Genomic DNA, 19,849 nt, shown 5'->3' on the forward strand with positions numbered 1-19,849 from the left:
GAGGAGACCGATGTTTTATAAAAAATTTGAAAACTATCTTAAAGAATATATAAACAAAGATATTTCAGTAAAATCAGTAAAACCTTATGAAGAAAAAGTATTCAATGAGTTTCAAGCAAAAGCAATATTAGATAGCAACCCTGAAACTTTGAGAGAAGAATTCCACTTCGTTCTAGACTTGATTTCTTCAAGAAAAGAAGTGAAGGAAGAAAAGACCAATGATTTAAAACAATCATTTGAAAGAATGCTCCAAGACATTGATCCATCAGAATACAATGCCTTGAGATTCTCGATTTATAAATCGCGGATGATCGTCTTAAAACAAGATATACGTGAGCAAGAAACAAGGACAAAAGATGCGGCACCCACTTTTACGTCAAACACACAGTTACAAGCATCTGACGAATTAGTAAGTCCTAAATTAGTGGCTGAACAAGAAAGAAGATTTGCAGAACAAGCCTCACTCAATAAGAGAGACAACGTAAAGCAAGAAGTTTTATCTAATGAGCAGATCAAAGAGAATGTCTCGATGCACGTAAATTCTGTCCACACGACGAATCAATATACAAAAGAAGAACACCATGAAAGGCTTAAAGTGAGTGATTTAAAAGAACAATTTGAAAAAGAACGTTCTTTTAATAAAGAACCGCATTCAGCTGGAGTACCATCAGGAACAGTCAACAGATTGCGACAATACTATGAAGGTCTGAATCATTCATCAAATGATCATTCACCAGTAGAAAGTCGAAAGTCATCTAGATGGAGAACCCCGCAAACGAACGATTCGCTGAACGTTCAAAATAGGCAAAATCAACCGACAGATCGACGGAGCCAAAGAGATGAAGGAACATCGTCCTATCAAAAGGCTCCTCCATTAAAAGGTACTAGCGAATTTGTGCGTAGAGGAAATGAAAGCACAGTCTATACGAATGAATCATCACCCACAAATAAAGCAGAGCCGGATCAAACCGGCATGACGAACGAAGAATTTCAAAGACGGCGAGATCGATTTGGCAATCTGCCTGGACCAAGTAACGAACCACCAGTCATCGAAAGAACAACTCAAAGAGAACCTGCTAACTACCAGACAGCTACTTATCAAAATCCACCTAGGCAGCAACGAAGTAGTGAGCTAGTGCAAGAAAGTCAAGCTAGTAGGATAGATAACAATGACTCGTTAAGGACAAACAATGCAGAATTGAGTCGAACTGGTAGGGCGAACGAAGAAAATCAAAGATATCGAGATCGATTTGGCAATCTGTCTGGACCAAGTAACGAACCACCAGTCATTGAGAGAACAAATCAAAGAGAACCGGCTAACTACCAGACAGCTACTTATCAAAATCCACCTAGGCAGCAACGAAGTAGTGAGCTAGTGCAAGAAAGTCAAGCTAGTAGGATAGATAACAATGAGTCATTAAGGACAAACAATGCAGAATTGAGTCAAACTGGTAGGGCCGACGAAGAAAATCAAAGCTATCGAGACCGATTTGGCAACCTGCCTGGACCAAGTAACGAACCACCAGTCATCGAAAGAACAACTCAAAGAGAACCGGATAACTACCAGACAGCTGCTTATCAAAATCCACCTAGGCAGCAACGAAGTAGTGAGCTAGTGCAAGAAGCTCAAGCTAGTAGGGTAGATAACAATGACTCATTAAGGACAAACAATGCAGAATTGAGTCAAACTGGTAGGGCTGACGAAGAATTTCAAAATCTTCGTGCTCGATTTGAAAACCTGACTGGTACAAGCAGTGAACCATCACTTTCAAAGAAAAAGAGTCGTGGAGAGAGTGAACATCAAGGAACTTCTTATCATAGAGCTATCACCAGGCATGACAGTAGTGAAAGCGTACGTAAAGTAAACGAAAGCGCAGTTGATACGAATGATTCATCATCTGCAAATAAAATAAAATCGAATCAAACCGGCTTGACGAATGAAGAATTCCAAAACCGTCGCGCTCGATTTGAAAATCCTAGTGTAAAAAGTGATAACCGCCTTGCAACAGAAGCAACGGGTCAAGTGAGGGCAGCGAGAGACCAGTTTGAAAAAGCGAGCAATCTTCCTGACGACCGACCAGTTCCAGAATCCACGGGACGAGTGAGAGCAACGAGGGACCAGTTTGAAAAAGCAAATGCCCATCCTAATGAGAGACCAGTTCCAGAATCCACGGGACGAGTGAGAGCAACGAGGGACCAGTTTGAAAAAGCGAATGCCCATCCAAATGAGCGACCAGTTCCCGAATCCACGGGACGAGTGAGAGCAGCGAGGGACCAGTTTGAAAAAGCGAATGCCCATCCAAATGAGAGACCAGTTCCCGAATCCACGGGACGAGTGAGAGCAGCGAGGGACCAGTTTGAAAAAGCGAATGCCCATCCAAATGAGCGACCAGTTCCCGAATCCACGGGTCGAGTGAGAGCAGCGCGAGACCGGTTTGAAAAAGCGAACGATCATCTTAATGAGCGACCAGTTCCAGAATCCACGGGACAAGTAAAGGCAGTGAGAGACCGGTTCGAAAAAGCGACCGACCTTCCTGACGACCGACCAGCTCCAGAATTAACGGGTCGAGTTGAAGCGATGCGAAGACAGTACGAGTCTAGAACTGGGAGAGAAACTGAAGCTAGTGTCTCTAATGAAACATTCCAGCAACAAAATGGCTTGGCTAATGAAAGATTTCGTCAACGTCGAGACCAATTTAAAAATCCTGCCGTAACAAGTAGTGATGGATCAAAATCGGAAGGAACTGCTATAGCCGATCAGCTAGATCGTAGAAAAGAAACAAGCAACCAACCTACTGTTCACTCTGCTGATCAAACAGGTATCGCTGCTGGCAATACGAAAAAAATCCGTGAATTGTTAGCTGATAAACTCAAATTTAATCCAGTAGAGAAAGTACCACCTGAAACAAATATCCAAACAGCTACTCAAACAGATAGTTCCCATGCACCAGTAGAGGAATCCGCCTCTGACACTCAAAACAGCCAAATGAGAAATCAGATGCGTGAAGGTGGTGAACTGGGATCAACGAAACTGGATGGAACGAGTACAGCAACTCGAGGAATGGATAAAAAGCAGTCGCAAAGCACAGTTGATTCTTTAGATAAAATTGGAATAGACGCGAGTAGTGATACTTTTGGTTTAAATGAGAATGCCTCAGATAAAACGGATAAATCTACTGAGACCGATTCTATGAACGACGATGTAGAATTGCCAGGATCAGAACCGCTTACAGAAAAAAAGAAAATTCACACAAAAAAAAGCCGAGCGATTCAAATCGGAAGATTTTTGTTGAACTTACTACCATTAGCATCTTGGCCGTTGATCAGTATGTGGGTAACTGGCATTTTAGGTATCGTTCCAATTTACTTTGCTATGTATGGACTACCATTAACTCGGTTTATTTACGTGACTATTTTGATTGCCGTTTATGGACCAAAACTCATCAACTATATTCTTAAACTTCGTTCTAGAATACAAACCTATCGCCAGGCAGAACGTAATAGACAGAGAAACTTAGAAGATCGAGTGATTGATCCAAAAGAAAAATCGATTCAAAGAGAAACTGCCGCTCATGAGAAAGAAACAGCAAAAACAAAACAACAGAATCACTCATCAGAAAAAGACAGTCCTGAAAATTCAGAAAAAGACAAATCTGTAAAAGGTTATCTTAAAAGAAATTGGAAATCTCTCGCCATCATCTTTGGTGTTGGGATAGTTGTAGCAGGAATTGGTATCGCACTGACACCAGTAATAGCACCATATATATTTACGATAGCCACCTCAACTCCGTTATTTATGTACAAAGTAACTTCAGTTATTGCAATGGCACTTGGGGTTTCCTTTGGTGTGACTGCCTTGAGTAAAGGACTGCATGCACTACAAAGAAAGTTTTATAAAAAAGAAGATCAAACATTAGAAACGACAACACAAAAAGAAACAATCGAAAAAAATTCTTTAGAGGTAGATAAGAATTTTGATAAAGCCTATGAAAAAGTGGATAAGGATGATCGTGCATCTGCCCATGATAATTCGTCAATAAAAAGTGCTGGATCAAAAGAAGATGGCATAAAACTCGCTAGTAATGAAACGAAGTCAATGGAAAAAAGTCCATATGCATGGGTCTATGGTCAAGAGACAGAAAACAAAACCCCAAATGAATCGAATCGTTCAAGTCGGTCGAATTCGTTCAATACCCATGAAACACTTCATGTGAAAGCGGATATTCATGAACCACCGTCACAGTCATCACGTGAAAACCGTGCGATGAATCAATTAGGTGAAGCCGCAAGACATCGGTTGGATAATACAAAATCTGAAAGAAATCCACAGATTACTGAACAGAATAAGGGAATCAATCGTCAGCCGGCCGTCAAAGAGGCATTTGATTCAATCAAACAAAAAGCAATTTCGAAGAGTAATAATGTCAGTGGCAAGCCCCTACTGAAAGGTCAAATATCTTTTGAAAAATAAAGAATACGGAGAGAGATTCAATGAATAAAATCAAACTAATGAGCATATTTAGCGTCATCTTGTTGCTCTTGCATTTTCCAGTGAGTGTTTATGCTACTTTTAATGATTATATGCTCAATGAGATCCATCAAGGAAAGAGCTTACGTGCATGGTTGTATGACGAAGGAGAAAACGCAATCTCTCAACAAATCAATGCTACACCACAAGTAGATGGTTCTTTGGGGGTTGATGTGGGGGATAGTGTGAGTTTTTCGGTTAATATTCCTACCTACGCCCTGGTGGCAGACCGAGGTGGTTGGATTCCAGCACTGACGGGAGGTAAGAGTGGAAATACGCCTGTCCCCAATTACTTTTATACTCAGATGCGTTATGGAAAGTCACCAAATCTGCCAGGTAATTTTAGCATAGGTGAGGTGACCGCGACAAATCTTCCTTCGGGAGTGACCATTAGCAGGGTAGTTGGCCCGACTACGGGAAATCTTACAAGAGTTGATGTGACAGTTACTAGGTCACAGGTGAGTGCGGCAAATGGCCATACTAACTCAATCAATCTTAACTTGAGTTCGCTTTATTTAGATACATGGGCAATTGATCCAACAACTGCTGATTTTTTTGGAAACAACCCGATTAATGTAGGGGGTATTACACTTACTAATCTTAATTTGGGCACATTGTCACTGCGAACAAAAAATTCAATCAGAGTGAGATATATCGATGAGGAAAGTAATGAACTCCGAGATCCACTGGTAGAACAAATGGAGGTTGGTCAAAACTATGCGTATACACCTCCAGTCATTCCGGGATATACCTTCAGCAGATTATCATCTGGAAGCGCAAGTGCTTCCGGTCAGATGGCAGCTGGTCCGGAAAGACTTGTTGAATTTGTCTATACAAAGAATCCAACGGTGGGCGGAGCGATCACGGTGAACCACGAATTTATCGGTGCTTCAAGTATGAATAGCAGTGAACGATTCACAAACGTGGGGAATGTGGGCGATCGATTTGAATTGACACCTAGAACAGAAGCTGGCTGGCAAGTAAAAGGTGAATTGCCAGAAGTGGTAGTGACAGAACAAGCACAAACGGTGACGATTCAATACGAGCGAAAACCTGGAGGTGCCATCACCGTCAATCATGAATTCATTGGCGATTCTTCTATGAATACGAACGAAGTGATTACAGATGTCGGGAATGTCGGTGATCGTTTTGAAATGACGCCACGAAAAGAAGCGGGTTGGCAAGTAAAAGGTGAGTTGCCAGAAGTGATAGTGACAGAACAAGCACAAACGGTGACGATCCAATACGAGCGAAAACCTGGAGGTGCCATCACCGTCAATCATGAATTCATTGGTGATTCTTCTATGAATACGAACGAAGTGATTACAGATGTCGGGAATGTCGGTGATCGTTTTGAAATGACGCCACGAAAAGAAGCGGGTTGGCAAGTAAAAGGTGAGTTGCCAGAAGTGATAGTGACAGAACAAGCACAAACGGTGACGATCCAATACGAGCGAAAACCTGGAGGTGCCATCACCGTCAATCATGAATTCATTGGCGATTCTTCTATGAATACGAACGAAGTGATTACAGATGTCGGGAATGTTGGTGATCGTTTTGAAATGACGCCACGAAAAGAAGCGGGTTGGCAAGTAAAAGGTGAGTTGCCAGAAGTGATAGTGACAGAACAAGCACAAACGGTGACGATCCAATACGAGCGAAAACCTGGAGGTGCCATCACCGTCAATCATGAATTCATTGGCGATTCTTCTATGAATACGAACGAAGTGATTACAGATGTCGGGAATGTCGGTGATCGTTTTGAATTGACGCCACGAACAGAAGCGGGTTGGCAAGTAAAAGGTGAATTGCCAGAAGTGATAGTGACAGAACAAGCACAAACGGTGACGATCCAATACGAGCGGAAACCTGGAGGTGCCATCACCGTCAATCATGAATTCATTGGCGATTCTTCTATGAATACGAACGAAGTGATTACAGATGTCGGGAATGTCGGTGATCGTTTTGAAATGACGCCACGAAAAGAAGCGGGTTGGCAAGTAAAAGGTGAGTTGCCAGAAGTGATAGTGACAGAACAAGCACAAACGTTAACGATCCAATACGAGCGTAAAGTTGGCGGTCAAGTAGTCGTCAACCACATTTTTGAGGAAGCACCTGAAAAAAATCGAATGGACATTCTACTTGGACGTTGGGGAGAAGCTTTTAAGGCGGAGCCAATGCAAATAGCTGGTTGGGAAGTAAAAGAAACCATCGGCCAACCTACAGGTGTATTTACAGATGAGAAGCAAGAGATAAATTTCATCTATGTTAGGAATGAGGAGCAGCCGATACCAGAGGAAGACAAACCTAATGATAATAAGGATAAGTACCCTGAGACAAAACCGGTGGACCAAACAACTAACAAAAAAACTTCAACTAAAAAGAATGATGGGGTCGCAATCAGAAGAAAAGAAGAGAAGCGTTCGCTACCAAGATTGAATAGTCAAGCAGGTATTTCCTTAACTGTAGTAGGGACGTCAATGGTTGCATTTGTCTTTTGGAAACAACTAAAAAAGCGAACTAAATGTAAAAATAAATGATACCAAACGTTTGATTTAAAGGAGGAGTTCGATGATCACCAATGAACAGCCAGATCCAGAGGTAAAAATGCTACAAAAAACATCCTTGAAAACACCTAAATTTGGTTTTATGGGACTGAAATATTTAGGAAGATTTGTCGTAAAAGTGACGAAGATGATCAAAAATAGAATCACAAAAAAGAAAGAAAAAGAGCAATCACCTTTAGAAGCATCTGCTAATACGACGAAGGCAACTAAAAAACAACCTGTCAAGTTGGAAGCTGCGAAAGAAAAAGCGCCTGTTGTAAAAAATATCGCAACAAAAACCAATCGGAACCTTTTTCAGTTTTTATACAAATTAGGAGCGAACTTCATGAAGTTTGATCTATTAAAGAGTATAAAGACACTCGGTATTGGTGCTACCTCTTCACAACGAAGAATTAAATCAGCCGAAGTCAAAACAGTGAAAGCGGCAAAACAACAATCCGTTGCTAAAATCAAAAAATTGAGCTTTTCCACAGTAAAAAAAGAGGCAATCAGTAAAAGTAATAAAATCAATCAATTATCAAAAAATAATCAGTTAACTAGAAGACCGTCATTGCAAAGATCATAAAGAATTCTCATGATCAATTGGAGGCATCCTGATTGGAGGAGAAAGAATGGAATATGAGCGTATGAGTGATGAACAACGAAGAAACGGTCGCGAAACTAAGCGAATCCAAACAACGAAAAGGATAGAAGAAAACAAGAGAGAGCAAGAACGCGTTTATTTGGAGAGTGTTCGATCGTCAGAGGGATTCAAACGTTCGTTACAAAAGAAAAATAAAAATAAGAAATAAGTCATTTTGTTCATAAATAATATCGCGAAGACAGATAAAGGATTTCTTTAAGAAAGTGGGAATGATAATGGATGAACAACTCATAAAATTAAACCAAAGAATTGCACGCATAAAAGATATCAATGATCCTGAATACGATCGCTTAGTAGCAGAGAGAAATAAGGTGCGACAACAAATCGCTGCGCGGAATGAAAGACAGTCGGCCGCTTCATCCAGTACCTCGAGAGTAACTGAAGTAAAAACTGATCCTAAAAAGATTCAGCAATTAACGGAAAAAATTTCAGAGAAACAAGCGCAAATAAACCGTATCAAAGATATGAGTGATCCCCGCTATGAAAAATTAGAAGCGGAGAAAACACAGTTGATCAGAGAAAGAGAAACTGAACGTCTCAAATCAGCTAAGAGTCATGAACTTACAGACAAAACAGGCATAGCTGGGCAAGCGAATAGGGACTCAACGATCGTCAAAACAGATTTAAAAAATGTCCAAAAAATGATCCACCACGATCTGGATCAACAATTTGAAAAACTATCTAATTTTTTTGAGGAGTATAAATTTCAGTATGATTCATCAAAGGATGAAAAAAACATCAAGGAATTAGGTGAGAATATCGACATGCATAAAAAAAGATATGACCTGAAGATGAAAAATAGTTTTAATGACGCGGGTTTCTATGGCAGGTTTAAGAAAAATGAAAAACAAAGTGAACTAGCACTCGGAAATTTTATCGAAACCTGGAAAGAAGACCAAGGCTACCATCGAGATACTCATTCCGCTATTGAAAAAATCCATGAATTGAAAGAAAAAATTGTAAAAAATCATAATTTAGAGAAATACAGTATGAAAGTCAACACAAAACAAAATGAATTAGCCGAATTACAAAGTAAAAAACAGCGAATCAATTTTTTTAGTAAGTATATTTTTAACCGCGAAAAATATCGTCAATTAAAAAATCAGATCCATGAATTAAAAAACGAATTGAATATTATAGGAGAAGCTCGATCACTAGCTATGAAAGGCGATTTCACAAAAGCAGAGGCTTTATTCAATGTGAGTGAACGCACAGGGACTTCTCATGAAGTGAAGCAGCGAAGACTTACTCAAAAAACGTTATCGCCTTCCTTGGCTACAAGTATTCCTGGTCCTAGTAAACTGCAAAACAAAATGGAAGCAAGCATAAGCAAATCAGCAGAAATCATGCAACGCAAGAGTTCAGAGAAATTGCGTAGTTCTTCCCCTAAAGAGCAACGCGCATAAAAAAAAGTATCTCTAATCGATAAAAATTTTATCGATTAGAGATATCAATGATTAATTGTCTGATGAATAGTCACGTTGTTAATTTATAAGAACTCTAACAAAGAAAGAATATTCGCTTGTTGCAACAGCTAAAAGTTAAGGAGTACCAATGAAAAGCAAAATAAATAGTAAAATAATCATCTTAATGACCGTATTAGTGATTCTTTTGACCCATCTACCTTTTCATTTTGCCTATGGATCAGAAACTAGTGAACCTGCACCCGAAAGCCAAAATGATCCAAGTTTAGGAGTAGAGAGAAATGCAACAATCACATTTGAAACAAGCCCTTCAGAAGGTGGTAGACCTCGTTCTATGCCACATATAACTCCGCCTGGGGGAAGTTTATTATACACTATCAGTGCAAATCCGAACCAAGGGTTTCGTTTTGTTCGATGGGAGCTAATCAACGGATGGAATGCTTCGATAGGCAATCTAAATGCAGAAACAACAAGTCTTAATATCTCTACTGGTGGCCCTATAGGACCACCAGTACATGAGACGATAACGATACGAGCAATATATGAGAGGGTTTACAATTTAACTTTCCAATCTTCTCCAAATGCTGGAGGAAATCCAAGAGCGGATCAAACAATACTGGCACAAGGTGAAACGACCACGATCCATGCCAACGTTTCGAATGGATATCGCTTTGTTCAATGGGAGCCTGTTTCTGGAAACGCGACTATTGCAAACCGAACGAGTCAAAGTACATCCATTACGATGGGGGCAGGAGATTCGTCAATTCGAGCAGTCTACGAACAAATCACCCATAGTGTGAGTGTGCAGGCAAATCCAACGATTGGTGGCAATCCTAGGGTTTCAGCTTCATCCGCTGCCCAAGGAGCAACCATCAATTTGAATGCAAATCCAGCTACCGGTTATCGTTTTGTCAATTGGCAGTTTCGAACCCAAAATGGGGCAACCATAACGAATAGTAATCTGGCGAATACCAGTTTACGAATGGGTACGGGACCTGTGAGCGTCCAAGCCAATTATGAACGCTTGCAACAAGGTAGTGTCGTCGTAAGGTATGTGGACGAAGAGGGTAATGAGTTAGCTCAAAGCGATATTTTAACGGGATTTAGCGGAGAAGCATATCGTACAGAAGCAAAAGAAATCGAAGGGTGGGAATTGCTTGTTAAACCGGAAAATGCAACAGGGGTTTTCACGAATGTGGAGCAAATAGTCACCTATACTTATCGGAAGAACCAGCAGTTATGGGGAACTGTCCCTTGGGAATACGACGAGGCAACGAAAACGATCCATTTGTATGGTGGAATCGCTGGATCGGTCCCAGAAGCGCCATGGAAAAGCCATTCTGAAGTTGAAACGATCATTGTCACCAACGAGGTATTTTTACCGGAAAATAGCGCATCTCTTTTTAACGGGGCAAGACAGTTAGAAAGTATTGAAGGTGTAGGAAACTTTAATACATCTAAGGTAACGAATATGGATGAGATGTTTGCACGTACTTCGGCGCTAAAAGAGCTAGATATTAGTCAATGGGATGTGTCTAATGTAACTAGCATGAGTCACACATTTGCTTGGATGACCAATTTAAGAAAGCTAGATGTCAGTCAATGGGATGTTGGGAATGTGATCGATATGGGGAATTTATTTATGTCTTCCTCTTCGCTAGCTGAATTAGATTTGAGCAATTGGGACACAAGAAATAAAAATATTAGTGGCATGTTCTATCTTGCATTAAGACTTTCATCCCTTAAATTAGGAGAAGAATCAGTTATCGGAAATACCAGCTTACGAACTATCGTTCCTACAGCGGAATATACAGGACGATGGGTGCTTGAAGAAAGTTTGGATAGTTCAGTTCGAACAATCGCTTTTGAGAATTCAAACGAATTTATGGCAAATTACGACGGAAATCATCCAGGAACTTATGTATGGGAACGTTCTCGTCCGGAAGAATTAGTGGCAACATTAGAGCCATTAAGTGACCAATCAACAGCAATCACTGGCTGGATGACAGAAGTAACGGATAGTCGAACAATCACTTACCAAAATACAGCGGGACAAACAGTCAGTGTAACTAAAGAATCACCGAGGATCAAGTGGGGAGATTACCAAGATGCAGATCAACGGATTCGACAGTTTGAGATACCCTTAGCAGAAAATGAGCGTTTAGCAACAGACACACAGGTAACGCTCGCTATTGCTAAACCATCCGTCGAAACAACTGGTGATTTGACGATTGACGAAAAGGTAATCAAAGGGATCGACTACACTGCAAATCACTTTACATTAGAACGTAATAAGTTAGAGGGATTAACCAGTGAAGCAGAACTCCATGAATTGATTCTGAAGGAAAGTCAGGCAACAGCACACGATGTTTTGACACAGGACGATCGCAGTCAGGAAATTAAAATCGTAGCTACGGATTTAACCAAGGATGAAGTGGACGATGGCACGTATTTTTCTACATTTCAAGTAGGGAACAAAGCCTATCAGTTTACAATAGGCATTGATGTTAGTTCGAAGATCCATCATCTAAAAGTTTCCATACCGACGAAAATGGTGTTCGAATCCCTCTACCAAGGCGAGGAAACTAATCGTGAATTTGTTAGTCCAGATTACGAGATACGTAATCATTCAGATCTTTCTGTTGATACGTATGTGAATCAGTTCATTGTTGAAGATGATGCAGGGGTCACCTTGTTAAGGGAGGATGAAAATCCTTTAGATCACGCGCCATTGCAAGAAGGACAACCGAAAAAATTCTCTGATATCAAACAACCACTATTGGAATTACAGTTGATGTCTAATGAAACCAAAATTTCTTTATATGGACGAAGAAGTGAACAACGCTTGGCACAAGTTGCACCATATTCAAGTGTCCCTTTCCATTTGACCGGTCGATTTTATGGGCCATATCCTAAGTGGATCTCGGAAAGTGAAAATGAACAAGGGGGCTATTATCAAGAGTCATTCGTTCCCACCTATCGTATGATTTTACGATTTGTTCCCAGATAGCGGGCATAGATGTACGAGATAAAAGAATGATAATGACTAGGAGACGTTCAACCAATGAGTAAAACAAAACGAAGGAATCAACAAAAGAAACGACGGAAGAACGGCGTCTTATTGTTGTTTGTTTCTTTGTTGGTGATGGCTGTTGCTAGTTGGTATTGGTTTGGTCACAAAGAACCCACTCCAGTTATCAGCGCAGATTTGTTGCCTGAAATCAGTGATGCGAGTGATCAACGGATTTCTGAGCGTGCGCAAGAACTAGCAGATGCAAATTATTTCACCTTGCAGATCAACCCAGAAGCAGTTTTCGAAAATGGCAGAAGTCGTGGATCGATCGAAATCGTCAATCCTGGCACGAATGTTTATCCGATTGCGGTCGATATCACGATCAATGATACGAAAGAAGTGATTTATTCTTCTGGCGCGATTTATCCCAATCAATTGATTGAAGCGGTGTATTTGAAGCGACCTTTAGAAAAAGGAGAATATCCAGCAACAGCGACAGTCAATATCTATGATCCAGAAACCAAAGAAAAACAAGGCGTAACCGAAGCAGAAATCAGCATATTGATAAAAAATTAATCCAATTTAAGTGAGGCTACCTAAATGAAAAAAGCAACAAAATTAGTGTTAAGTATTCTAACAATTACAGGAGTATGTATTAGTGGAGTTACCGCTTCTGCTAGTCCAGTCCAAACCATTGATGGGCGAGAAGGTGCAACTTCTGGAGATATCACTATAAAGGGGATCATCGGTGAATTTGATAATACAAAGCCTGGTCCAAATCCAGAAAATCTCGATCAATGGATCAATGTGACCCTACCGACGACAGCTATTTTCCGGACAACAGAAGAATCTGAGCATAAAAAGATTACTTCTCCGGCTTATCACGTGACGAACCATTCTGCGCTAAGTGTGCGGGCTTCCGTCTCAAATGTGACAGAAGTCAAAGAAATGAGCGAAGTGGATCGACTAACGATCAACACGATCGAATTATTCAACAAAGGAGTTTCGACAGTTACAGCTACGCCTTTATTCACCTTATCTGGTAATGAGGGGAATCATACAGTCGGTAACTTCCAATTTAGTGGGGATACGACACCGAGAAATGCTTCCGTAGAAAGTAATCCGAGCTTTAAACTAGTATTGAATTTTGCAGTAGAGGAATAAAGCGAATGGAAAATCTACTATCAGATAGTACGATGAGGAAGTCTAGAAGTAAAAAATGGCAAGTTTTATCGGTACTACAAATACTTTTTATTATCAGCTTATCCTGTTCAACCATAGTCAAGGCAGAAGAGGTGCACTCCACTCACAATATCAGAGTATCTGGTACGATTGGATCAACTGTTGAAGAAACAAAAGAACCAAATAAGCACCAGACACTAGTCGCTGATCTTTCTGCGATCACTCAAAAAAATCTACCCGAAACAGGAACAGTAGTAAATCAACGAATTGTTTTCTTAGGTTATCTGTTGATTGGTATTTCTGGGGGAGTAGTTTTGTTTTCTAGAAAACGAAACTATTTTATTGAATACTTAAAATGATCGATCTAGTAGGGAAATGAGCGTTGAAAAATGACAGAAAACGAGTAAACAAAAAAGCCATCCGCAGAGGATGGCTTTTTTCTATGGTCAATCACTACTGTTTCTAGACGAAGATCGAGTAGAAGGTGCAGTTCGTGTCCCGCTGTCACCACCAGCAGCATTTGTATCTTCGGAACTTGGCGGCGTAGCAGAGGATTCAGGTGGTGCTTCCTCGCTAGAAGATGCTGGTGGTTCTGTAGAAGGCTCACTACTTGGTTCAGTTGGTTCACTACTTGGTGGCGTTGACTGTTCAGAGCTACTAGGTTCAGTCGTTGAGCTTGTAGAAGTCTCAGGAACAGTTTCGCTCGTTGAAGAATCTGGAACAGGAGTTACAGGGACGACCGCAGATGAAGAAGGAATCGTAGTTGACGGCACCGTAGCGTTTGAATTGCCAGATGATGATGCATTTCTAAAGAATAATTCACCACCAGAACGGTACAGTCCGTTAGGCATCGTCCAATCCGTATTTGTCACATTTGCGGAGACAAATTTCATCAATTCGCGATAAACATCTGAAGCTACATCTGTTCCAGTGGAAGTGATCGGAGTCATTTTATCATTGTATCCCGTCCACACAGAAATGGCATAATTCGGTGTGTAACCAGCAAATAAAATATCTGGATAAACGCCCGTTGAGGTACCTAACTTAGCATATTCCTCGTCCGTATAATTAGATGTTCCTGTTTTACCTGCTTGGATCAACCCTGGGATTGCGGCATTCGTACCGGTTCCGCGAGTAATCGTATCTTTCAAGATGTCAGTAACCATATACGCTGTCTCTTCAGACATCGCTCTTGTTCCTTCTGGTTCAAATGTTTCTTCAGTGCCATCTTGGAAAACGATCCGATTAACGTATTGTGGTTTATAGTAAGTACCACCGTTTGCTAAGGCAGCGTATGCTGCGGCCATTTTTTCAGAAGAAGCACCGTATTTTGTACCATCTTGTTGTTCAGTATTACTTGAAATCGCATTTGACTGATGGATCGTGCTATATTCGATCCCTAAGCTACTCAAGAATTCAGCGACTTTATCTGCGCCAACTTCATTGAAGAGCTTGACTGCCGGGACGTTTCTTGAAAGGTATAACGCTTGGCGCAAGGTGACCATTCCCATGTAACGGTTGTCCCAGTTCGAAACAGGAATAGAAGTTCCTTCATAATTGTAAGGTGCATCGGCGATCAATTTGCCAGTAGAATAGTTCAATTCTTCAAATGCTGGCGCGTAGTCAGTGATCGGTTTCATGGTTGAACCAAAGTCACGAGAGGTATTAACAGCTAAATTATTACCTAAAGCGACATCATCCGGAATATTTCTTCCACCGATCTGCGCGGTGACTTGTCCAGTATTGACATCGATCAACGTTGTGGCAACTTGCATTTGATCATCTGGATATGCAACGTATTGATCTGTATTCACCACATCATATAAGTGTTTTTGGGCATTCAAGTCTAAGTTCGTATAAATATCTAAGCCATCGGTATAGACATTCTTGTCTGTTTTAGCATGGACTTCATTGATGACCTCTTTGACATAATTGTCGACGATCCGTGTATTAGTGTCTTCTTGGGTTAATTCTTGCAACCCATCCGTGATCGGTGTATTGATCGCTGTATCGTACTCTGTTTGAGAGATTTTTTCGTTTTGGAGCATCGTGTACAAGACAGTGTCACGACGTTTTTTTGCTTGCTCTGGAAACTGGTAAGGATCATAAGCTGACGGTGCTTGAGGCATTCCTGCTAAAAGCGCGGTTTGCGGTAAATTCAATTCGCTTAATGTTTTTCCAAAGTAAGATTGAGCCGCTGTTTCCATGCCATAAAGACCGTTAGACATATAGACTTTGTTGACATAGTAGGTCAATATCTCTTGTTTTGATTTCGTTTGTTCCAGTCTGACAGCCATCCAGGCTTCTTGGGCTTTACGTCTGATTGTTTGGTCTTCGGTACTAGTTGAGAAGAAAGAGAGCTTGATCAGCTGCTGAGTCAACGTACTACCACCTTGTAAGCCGCCAGATGTAAAGTTGGATAAGGCGGCACCGATGATCCGAACAGGGTCGACACCGATATGTTTGTAGAATCTTCGGTCTTCGACTGAAACGATCGCATCTTCAAGTGTCTTTGGCAGTTCATTGGCAGAAATTTTTTCCCTTTTTTCCGCCCCAAGATCCTCAAATAGCTCGCCATCTTTCGTATAAAGTTTTGACGAAACTGTTGCATCCAGTTTTTCGTCTGTCAAAGCAGGAGCATCTTTGGCATAAAACCAAAAAAGTCCGACCCCTGCGAGAAAAGCGACACAGATCAAGGAAAGACCAATTAAAAGAATACGTGTGATCAATCCTTTTCGATCTTTTCCAGTGCCTTTTTTCGTTGATTGTTTTCCTCTTTTCTTTGGAGAAGAAGAGGAGGTGCTTCTTTTAGAAGATCTCGTTTGATTAGTTGGCATTCTTTGGTTCTCCTTCATTAGATTCTAAGTACTGGTCGATTGCTTGCAAGTATGGAACACGAGGGGCAAAGCCACTTGGAATCTCGATTCCTAATTCTTCAATCAATGAAAGCGGCAAGGATTTCCTTCCTTGTGTCTGTTGTTCGTGCCAATAGTGGACTAAATGTGTACTATCTAAATAAAAACAACGCTGTAAGGCAGAAAACCATAAAAGGACAAAACAGATTCCTCCTTGTTTTTGACAAGCTTCCATATGTGAGATTTGATGGGGATGAAAATTTTTAAATGGAAATGAAGTTTTGTTTTTTGTCTCTTTTGCTTCAAAATCCAAATAGAAACCTCGATAAACACCGTTATAATCAGTTGTGGAAGCCTGTGTAAAATAAGCTTCTTTAATGACAGCGGCACTACGTCGAGGGTAGTCAACTTTTACGATTTGAACCGGTGTTGGCTTTTTATGGATAACGGCCATTTGATGTGCCAGATAATACTCGTTGCTTTCATTGATGGCTTCTTCAAATCGCATCCCGCGATTGCCAAACTCCGTATTTGGGTTCCTTTTTACTTGTTTTTTTTCTTTGGACGAGGCATCCTTGATATAAGGACGGCCATTTGGATAGCGTAAAACCATGATCGAATCACTCTCCTAGGCCACATTATAGCAAAAAAGCACAGAGAAAGAAAAGGAAACTGGAATGGATACAATAAAAGTAATGTATATCTCTGGTTATCGCAGTTTTGAATTAGGTATATTCAAAGATAATGACCCTAAAATGACAGTTATTAAAAAAGTTTTAAAAAATGAATTGACCCAATTGGTGGAAGAAGGATTGGAATGGGTGATCATCAGCGGTAACTTAGGCGTCGAATTATGGGCAGGTGAAGTCGTCGCTGAAATGAAGACGGATTATCCAGAATTGAAGCTTGGGATCATTTATCCGTTTGCAGAGTTTGGCAATGGCTGGAATGAGAACAATCAGGAAAAGAAAAGGCTGGTAGAACAGCTTTCTGACTATCGTGAGTCGGTGAGTCACCAACCCTATCAATCACCAAGTCAACTAAGAAATCATACCCAATTTATTCTACAACATACGGACGGGACACTATTGATTTATGATCCAGAATATCCTGGAAAAACAGACTATTTTTTTAAGGATGCACAAAAATATCAAGGGAGTCATCCTTATGAGATTCGAACCGTCAGCATGGATGATTTGCAAAATTTTAGTGAATAAAATAATATAGTGTTTGATTTATCAAGTCTTTTCCGATACAATAAAAAAGTAGAAACGTTAATACGTAAATGAGAACTAGAGGTGTAAATATGGCGAATTTGATTTATAGTCCTAAAGACATTTTACAACAAGAATTCAAAACAAAAATGCGCGGATATGATCCGATCGAAGTGGACGAATTCTTAGACAATATTATCAAAGATTATGAGAATTACAGCAAACAACTCCTTGCTTTACAAGAAGAAAACGATAAATTAAGTGCAAAAGTCGCTCAATTGTCGAAAAACCAAGGAGCAGCTCCAAGTCGTGCACAACAAACAGAAACTCCTAAAAGTGCGGCAGTAACGAATTTTGATATTTTAAAACGTTTATCAAATCTTGAACGTGAAGTATTTGGTAAAAAATTAGATGCACAAGCAGGAAATGTACCACCAGTAACACCTAATCCAAACAACTATACATCAACAAATGAACATGACAACGAAGCAACACGTCAGTTTTAAGCAATGAATCGATTTGTGGTTTTCGGGTAATCGCGGTCTGGCTTTGACCAGACTGAGGAAAGTCCATGCTCGCACAGGCTGTGATGCCTGTAGTGTTCGTGCTTAGCGAAAAAATAAGCTAAGGTACTCTTTTAGAGTAACGGCAGGAAAACAAGCTAAGGTTTCGGCTATGCTTCAGTATCCTTGAAAGTGCCACAGTGACGAAGCGAATGAGGAAACTTGTTCGGTGGAACGCGGTAAACCCCTCGAGCGAGCAACCCAAACAACGGTAGGGGCGCTTTTTGTCGGGGAATCAGAACGAGACAAAAGGGCAGTTGATCTGCAGATAGATGGTTACCGCTTTGTTTTTTCTCCCTGGAAAAACAAAGTACAGAACATGGCTTATAGAAAACCACATCTTCAGGGAATAAATCGATAGGCGAATAACAGCCTAAAAAATCAGTACTAAGAATAGCTTTTTTTCTACGTCAGGCCTTTTCACATTGAAAAGATCGGATGTAGGGAATTTAGAAGAGGGTGTGACGGAAGCGCACAGCTCCAAGAATTAAGCAGCAACATACGAAAATAGCTTATCGTATTTTTGGGTGTTGTTGCTTATTTTCTAAGGGCTGCTTCTGCCACACCATTTGTTTGATTATAGAGGACGAAGGTCATCATGCCTCTTTTTTGATTGATAAGGAGAATACAATGGATAAAAATAGAGAATTCAATTTAATAGCGACAGCGGCAAGCGGGCTAGAAGCATTAGTAGGAAAAGAACTTAGAGATCTTGGCATCGAGTGCCAAGTCGAAAATGGTCGTGCGCGTTTCAAAGGAACGATGGAAACGATTGCTACAACAAATCTGTGGTTACGTACAGCAGATCGTATCAAAATCATCGTGGGTGAATTTGATGCCCGTACGTTTGATGAATTATTCGAGCAAGTCAAAGCGTTACCATGGGAAGATTACCTTCCATTAGACGCCTCTTTCCCTGTTGCAGGAAAATCGATCAAATCGACGCTTTATAGTACACCAGACTGTCAAGCCATCACTAAGAAAGCAATTGTTGAAAGACTACGTACGTATTATCATCGTCCGTCTACTGTGCCGTTGACAGAAACCGGCGCACATTTCCAACTAGAAGTTGCTTTACTGAAAGATCATGTGTTAGTGACCCTTGATACGACTGGTCCAAGTTTATTCAAACGCGGTTATCGCTTAGAAAAAGGTGGTGCCCCATTAAAAGAAAATATGGCAGCAGCTTTAGTGATGTTGACGAACTGGCGAAAAGATCGTCCGTTTTATGATCCAGTTTGTGGTTCAGGAACACTGTGTATCGAAGCTGCACTGATCGGTCATAATATCGCCCCTGGTTTCAATCGTGAATTTGTGTGTGAGACGTGGGATTGGTTCGATCCGGCTATCATGGAAAAAGTTCGTGCAGCAGCAGAAGAACAGGCAGATTATGATATCGAATTAGATATCACTGGGTCTGATATCAATGGTCAATTGATCGGTATCGCCAGAGCCAATGCGGAAGAGATCGGTTTAGGCGATTCCATCACCTTCCAACAACGGGCAGTGAAGGACTTCAAAACGGAAAAAGAATACGGCGTGATCGTTGCTAATCCCCCTTATGGTGAACGCTTAGGCGAAGAAGAATCCGTTCGTCGTCTCTACAAAGAAATGGGTGAGGTTTTCCGACCATTGAAAACGTGGAGTAAGTACATCTTGACAAGTGATTTGGCATTTGAAGAATTTTACGGACAAAAAGCAACAAAAAAACGTAAATTATACAATGGTGCATTGCGCACAGATCTGTTCCAATATTGGGGAACTCGTCCACCAAGAAAAGAACGGACTGAAAACGAATAACTAGGATATAAGTATGGACACCTAAAAAACATGGTTGGGACTTTAAGACCTTTGACCCTA

14 protein-coding genes and 1 other RNA gene are annotated in these 19,849 nt (G+C 40.7%); 13 read left to right on the plus strand and 2 right to left on the minus strand.

Annotated elements, in window-relative coordinates:
* Positions 1-10 precede the first annotated feature (10 nt).
* The 9 genes from IGJ00_RS07060 (at position 11) to IGJ00_RS07100 (ending at position 13,716) form a co-directional block, all read left to right on the plus strand.
* Positions 11-4,471, plus strand: coding sequence for a hypothetical protein (locus IGJ00_RS07060; RefSeq protein ID WP_438844247.1), 4,461 nt, complete (start codon positions 11-13; stop codon positions 4,469-4,471).
* A 20-nt stretch (positions 4,472-4,491) separates the two neighbouring features.
* Entirely contained in the window at positions 4,492-7,068 is a 2,577-nt protein-coding gene (locus IGJ00_RS07065) for a MucBP domain-containing protein (RefSeq protein WP_438844248.1), read from the plus strand.
* Between the two features lie 31 nt (positions 7,069-7,099).
* Positions 7,100-7,660 (plus strand): hypothetical protein, encoded by a 561-nt coding sequence (locus tag IGJ00_RS07070; protein WP_071867232.1) that lies wholly within the window; start codon positions 7,100-7,102, stop codon positions 7,658-7,660.
* Positions 7,661-7,706: 46 nt separating this feature from the next.
* Positions 7,707-7,886: a hypothetical protein gene (locus IGJ00_RS07075; protein ID WP_071867233.1), complete on the plus strand. Its 180-nt coding sequence runs from the start codon at positions 7,707-7,709 to the stop codon at positions 7,884-7,886.
* Positions 7,887-7,953: 67 nt separating this feature from the next.
* Entirely contained in the window at positions 7,954-9,144 is a 1,191-nt protein-coding gene (locus tag IGJ00_RS07080; protein ID WP_071867234.1) for a hypothetical protein, read from the plus strand.
* A 148-nt stretch (positions 9,145-9,292) separates the two neighbouring features.
* The gene (locus IGJ00_RS07085) at positions 9,293-12,172 is read left to right on the plus strand and encodes an InlB B-repeat-containing protein (protein WP_071867235.1); all 2,880 of its coding nucleotides are present in this window, start codon (positions 9,293-9,295) and stop codon (positions 12,170-12,172) included.
* Between the two features lie 54 nt (positions 12,173-12,226).
* Positions 12,227-12,751 (plus strand): hypothetical protein, encoded by a 525-nt coding sequence (locus tag IGJ00_RS07090; RefSeq protein WP_071867236.1) that lies wholly within the window; start codon positions 12,227-12,229, stop codon positions 12,749-12,751.
* Between the two features lie 24 nt (positions 12,752-12,775).
* Positions 12,776-13,339 (plus strand): hypothetical protein, encoded by a 564-nt coding sequence (locus tag IGJ00_RS07095; RefSeq protein ID WP_438844249.1) that lies wholly within the window; start codon positions 12,776-12,778, stop codon positions 13,337-13,339.
* A gap of 5 nt (positions 13,340-13,344) precedes the next feature.
* Positions 13,345-13,716 (plus strand): LPXTG cell wall anchor domain-containing protein, encoded by a 372-nt coding sequence (locus IGJ00_RS07100; RefSeq protein WP_438844250.1) that lies wholly within the window; start codon positions 13,345-13,347, stop codon positions 13,714-13,716.
* A gap of 87 nt (positions 13,717-13,803) precedes the next feature.
* Here the strand turns inward: IGJ00_RS07100 and IGJ00_RS07105 are convergent, their stop codons facing one another.
* Entirely contained in the window at positions 13,804-16,194 is a 2,391-nt protein-coding gene (locus IGJ00_RS07105; protein ID WP_071867239.1) for a PBP1A family penicillin-binding protein, read from the minus strand.
* Entirely contained in the window at positions 16,184-16,825 is a 642-nt protein-coding gene (recU, locus tag IGJ00_RS07110) for a Holliday junction resolvase RecU (RefSeq protein ID WP_071867240.1), read from the minus strand. The genes IGJ00_RS07105 and recU overlap by 11 nt, the downstream gene beginning before the upstream one ends.
* A gap of 64 nt (positions 16,826-16,889) precedes the next feature.
* Here recU and IGJ00_RS07115 point away from each other — a divergent pair, with 64 nt between their 5' ends.
* The 4 genes from IGJ00_RS07115 (at position 16,890) to IGJ00_RS07130 (ending at position 19,789) form a co-directional block, all read left to right on the plus strand.
* On the plus strand, positions 16,890-17,429 hold the full coding sequence (locus tag IGJ00_RS07115) for a DUF1273 domain-containing protein (RefSeq protein ID WP_010735546.1): 540 nt from the start codon (positions 16,890-16,892) through the stop codon (positions 17,427-17,429).
* Between the two features lie 89 nt (positions 17,430-17,518).
* Positions 17,519-17,932, plus strand: coding sequence for a cell division regulator GpsB (gpsB, locus tag IGJ00_RS07120; protein ID WP_071867241.1), 414 nt, complete (start codon positions 17,519-17,521; stop codon positions 17,930-17,932).
* A gap of 18 nt (positions 17,933-17,950) precedes the next feature.
* Positions 17,951-18,321: RNase P RNA component class B (gene rnpB / locus IGJ00_RS07125), an RNA gene on the plus strand.
* A 298-nt stretch (positions 18,322-18,619) separates the two neighbouring features.
* A complete protein-coding gene (locus tag IGJ00_RS07130) occupies positions 18,620-19,789 on the plus strand; it encodes a THUMP domain-containing class I SAM-dependent RNA methyltransferase (protein WP_115357591.1) in 1,170 nt (389 codons plus the stop codon).
* Positions 19,790-19,849 lie beyond the last annotated feature (60 nt).

The sequence above is a fragment of the Enterococcus sp. AZ062 genome, from assembly GCF_051715065.1.
Taxonomy (GTDB): domain Bacteria; phylum Bacillota; class Bacilli; order Lactobacillales; family Enterococcaceae; genus Enterococcus_B; species Enterococcus_B mundtii.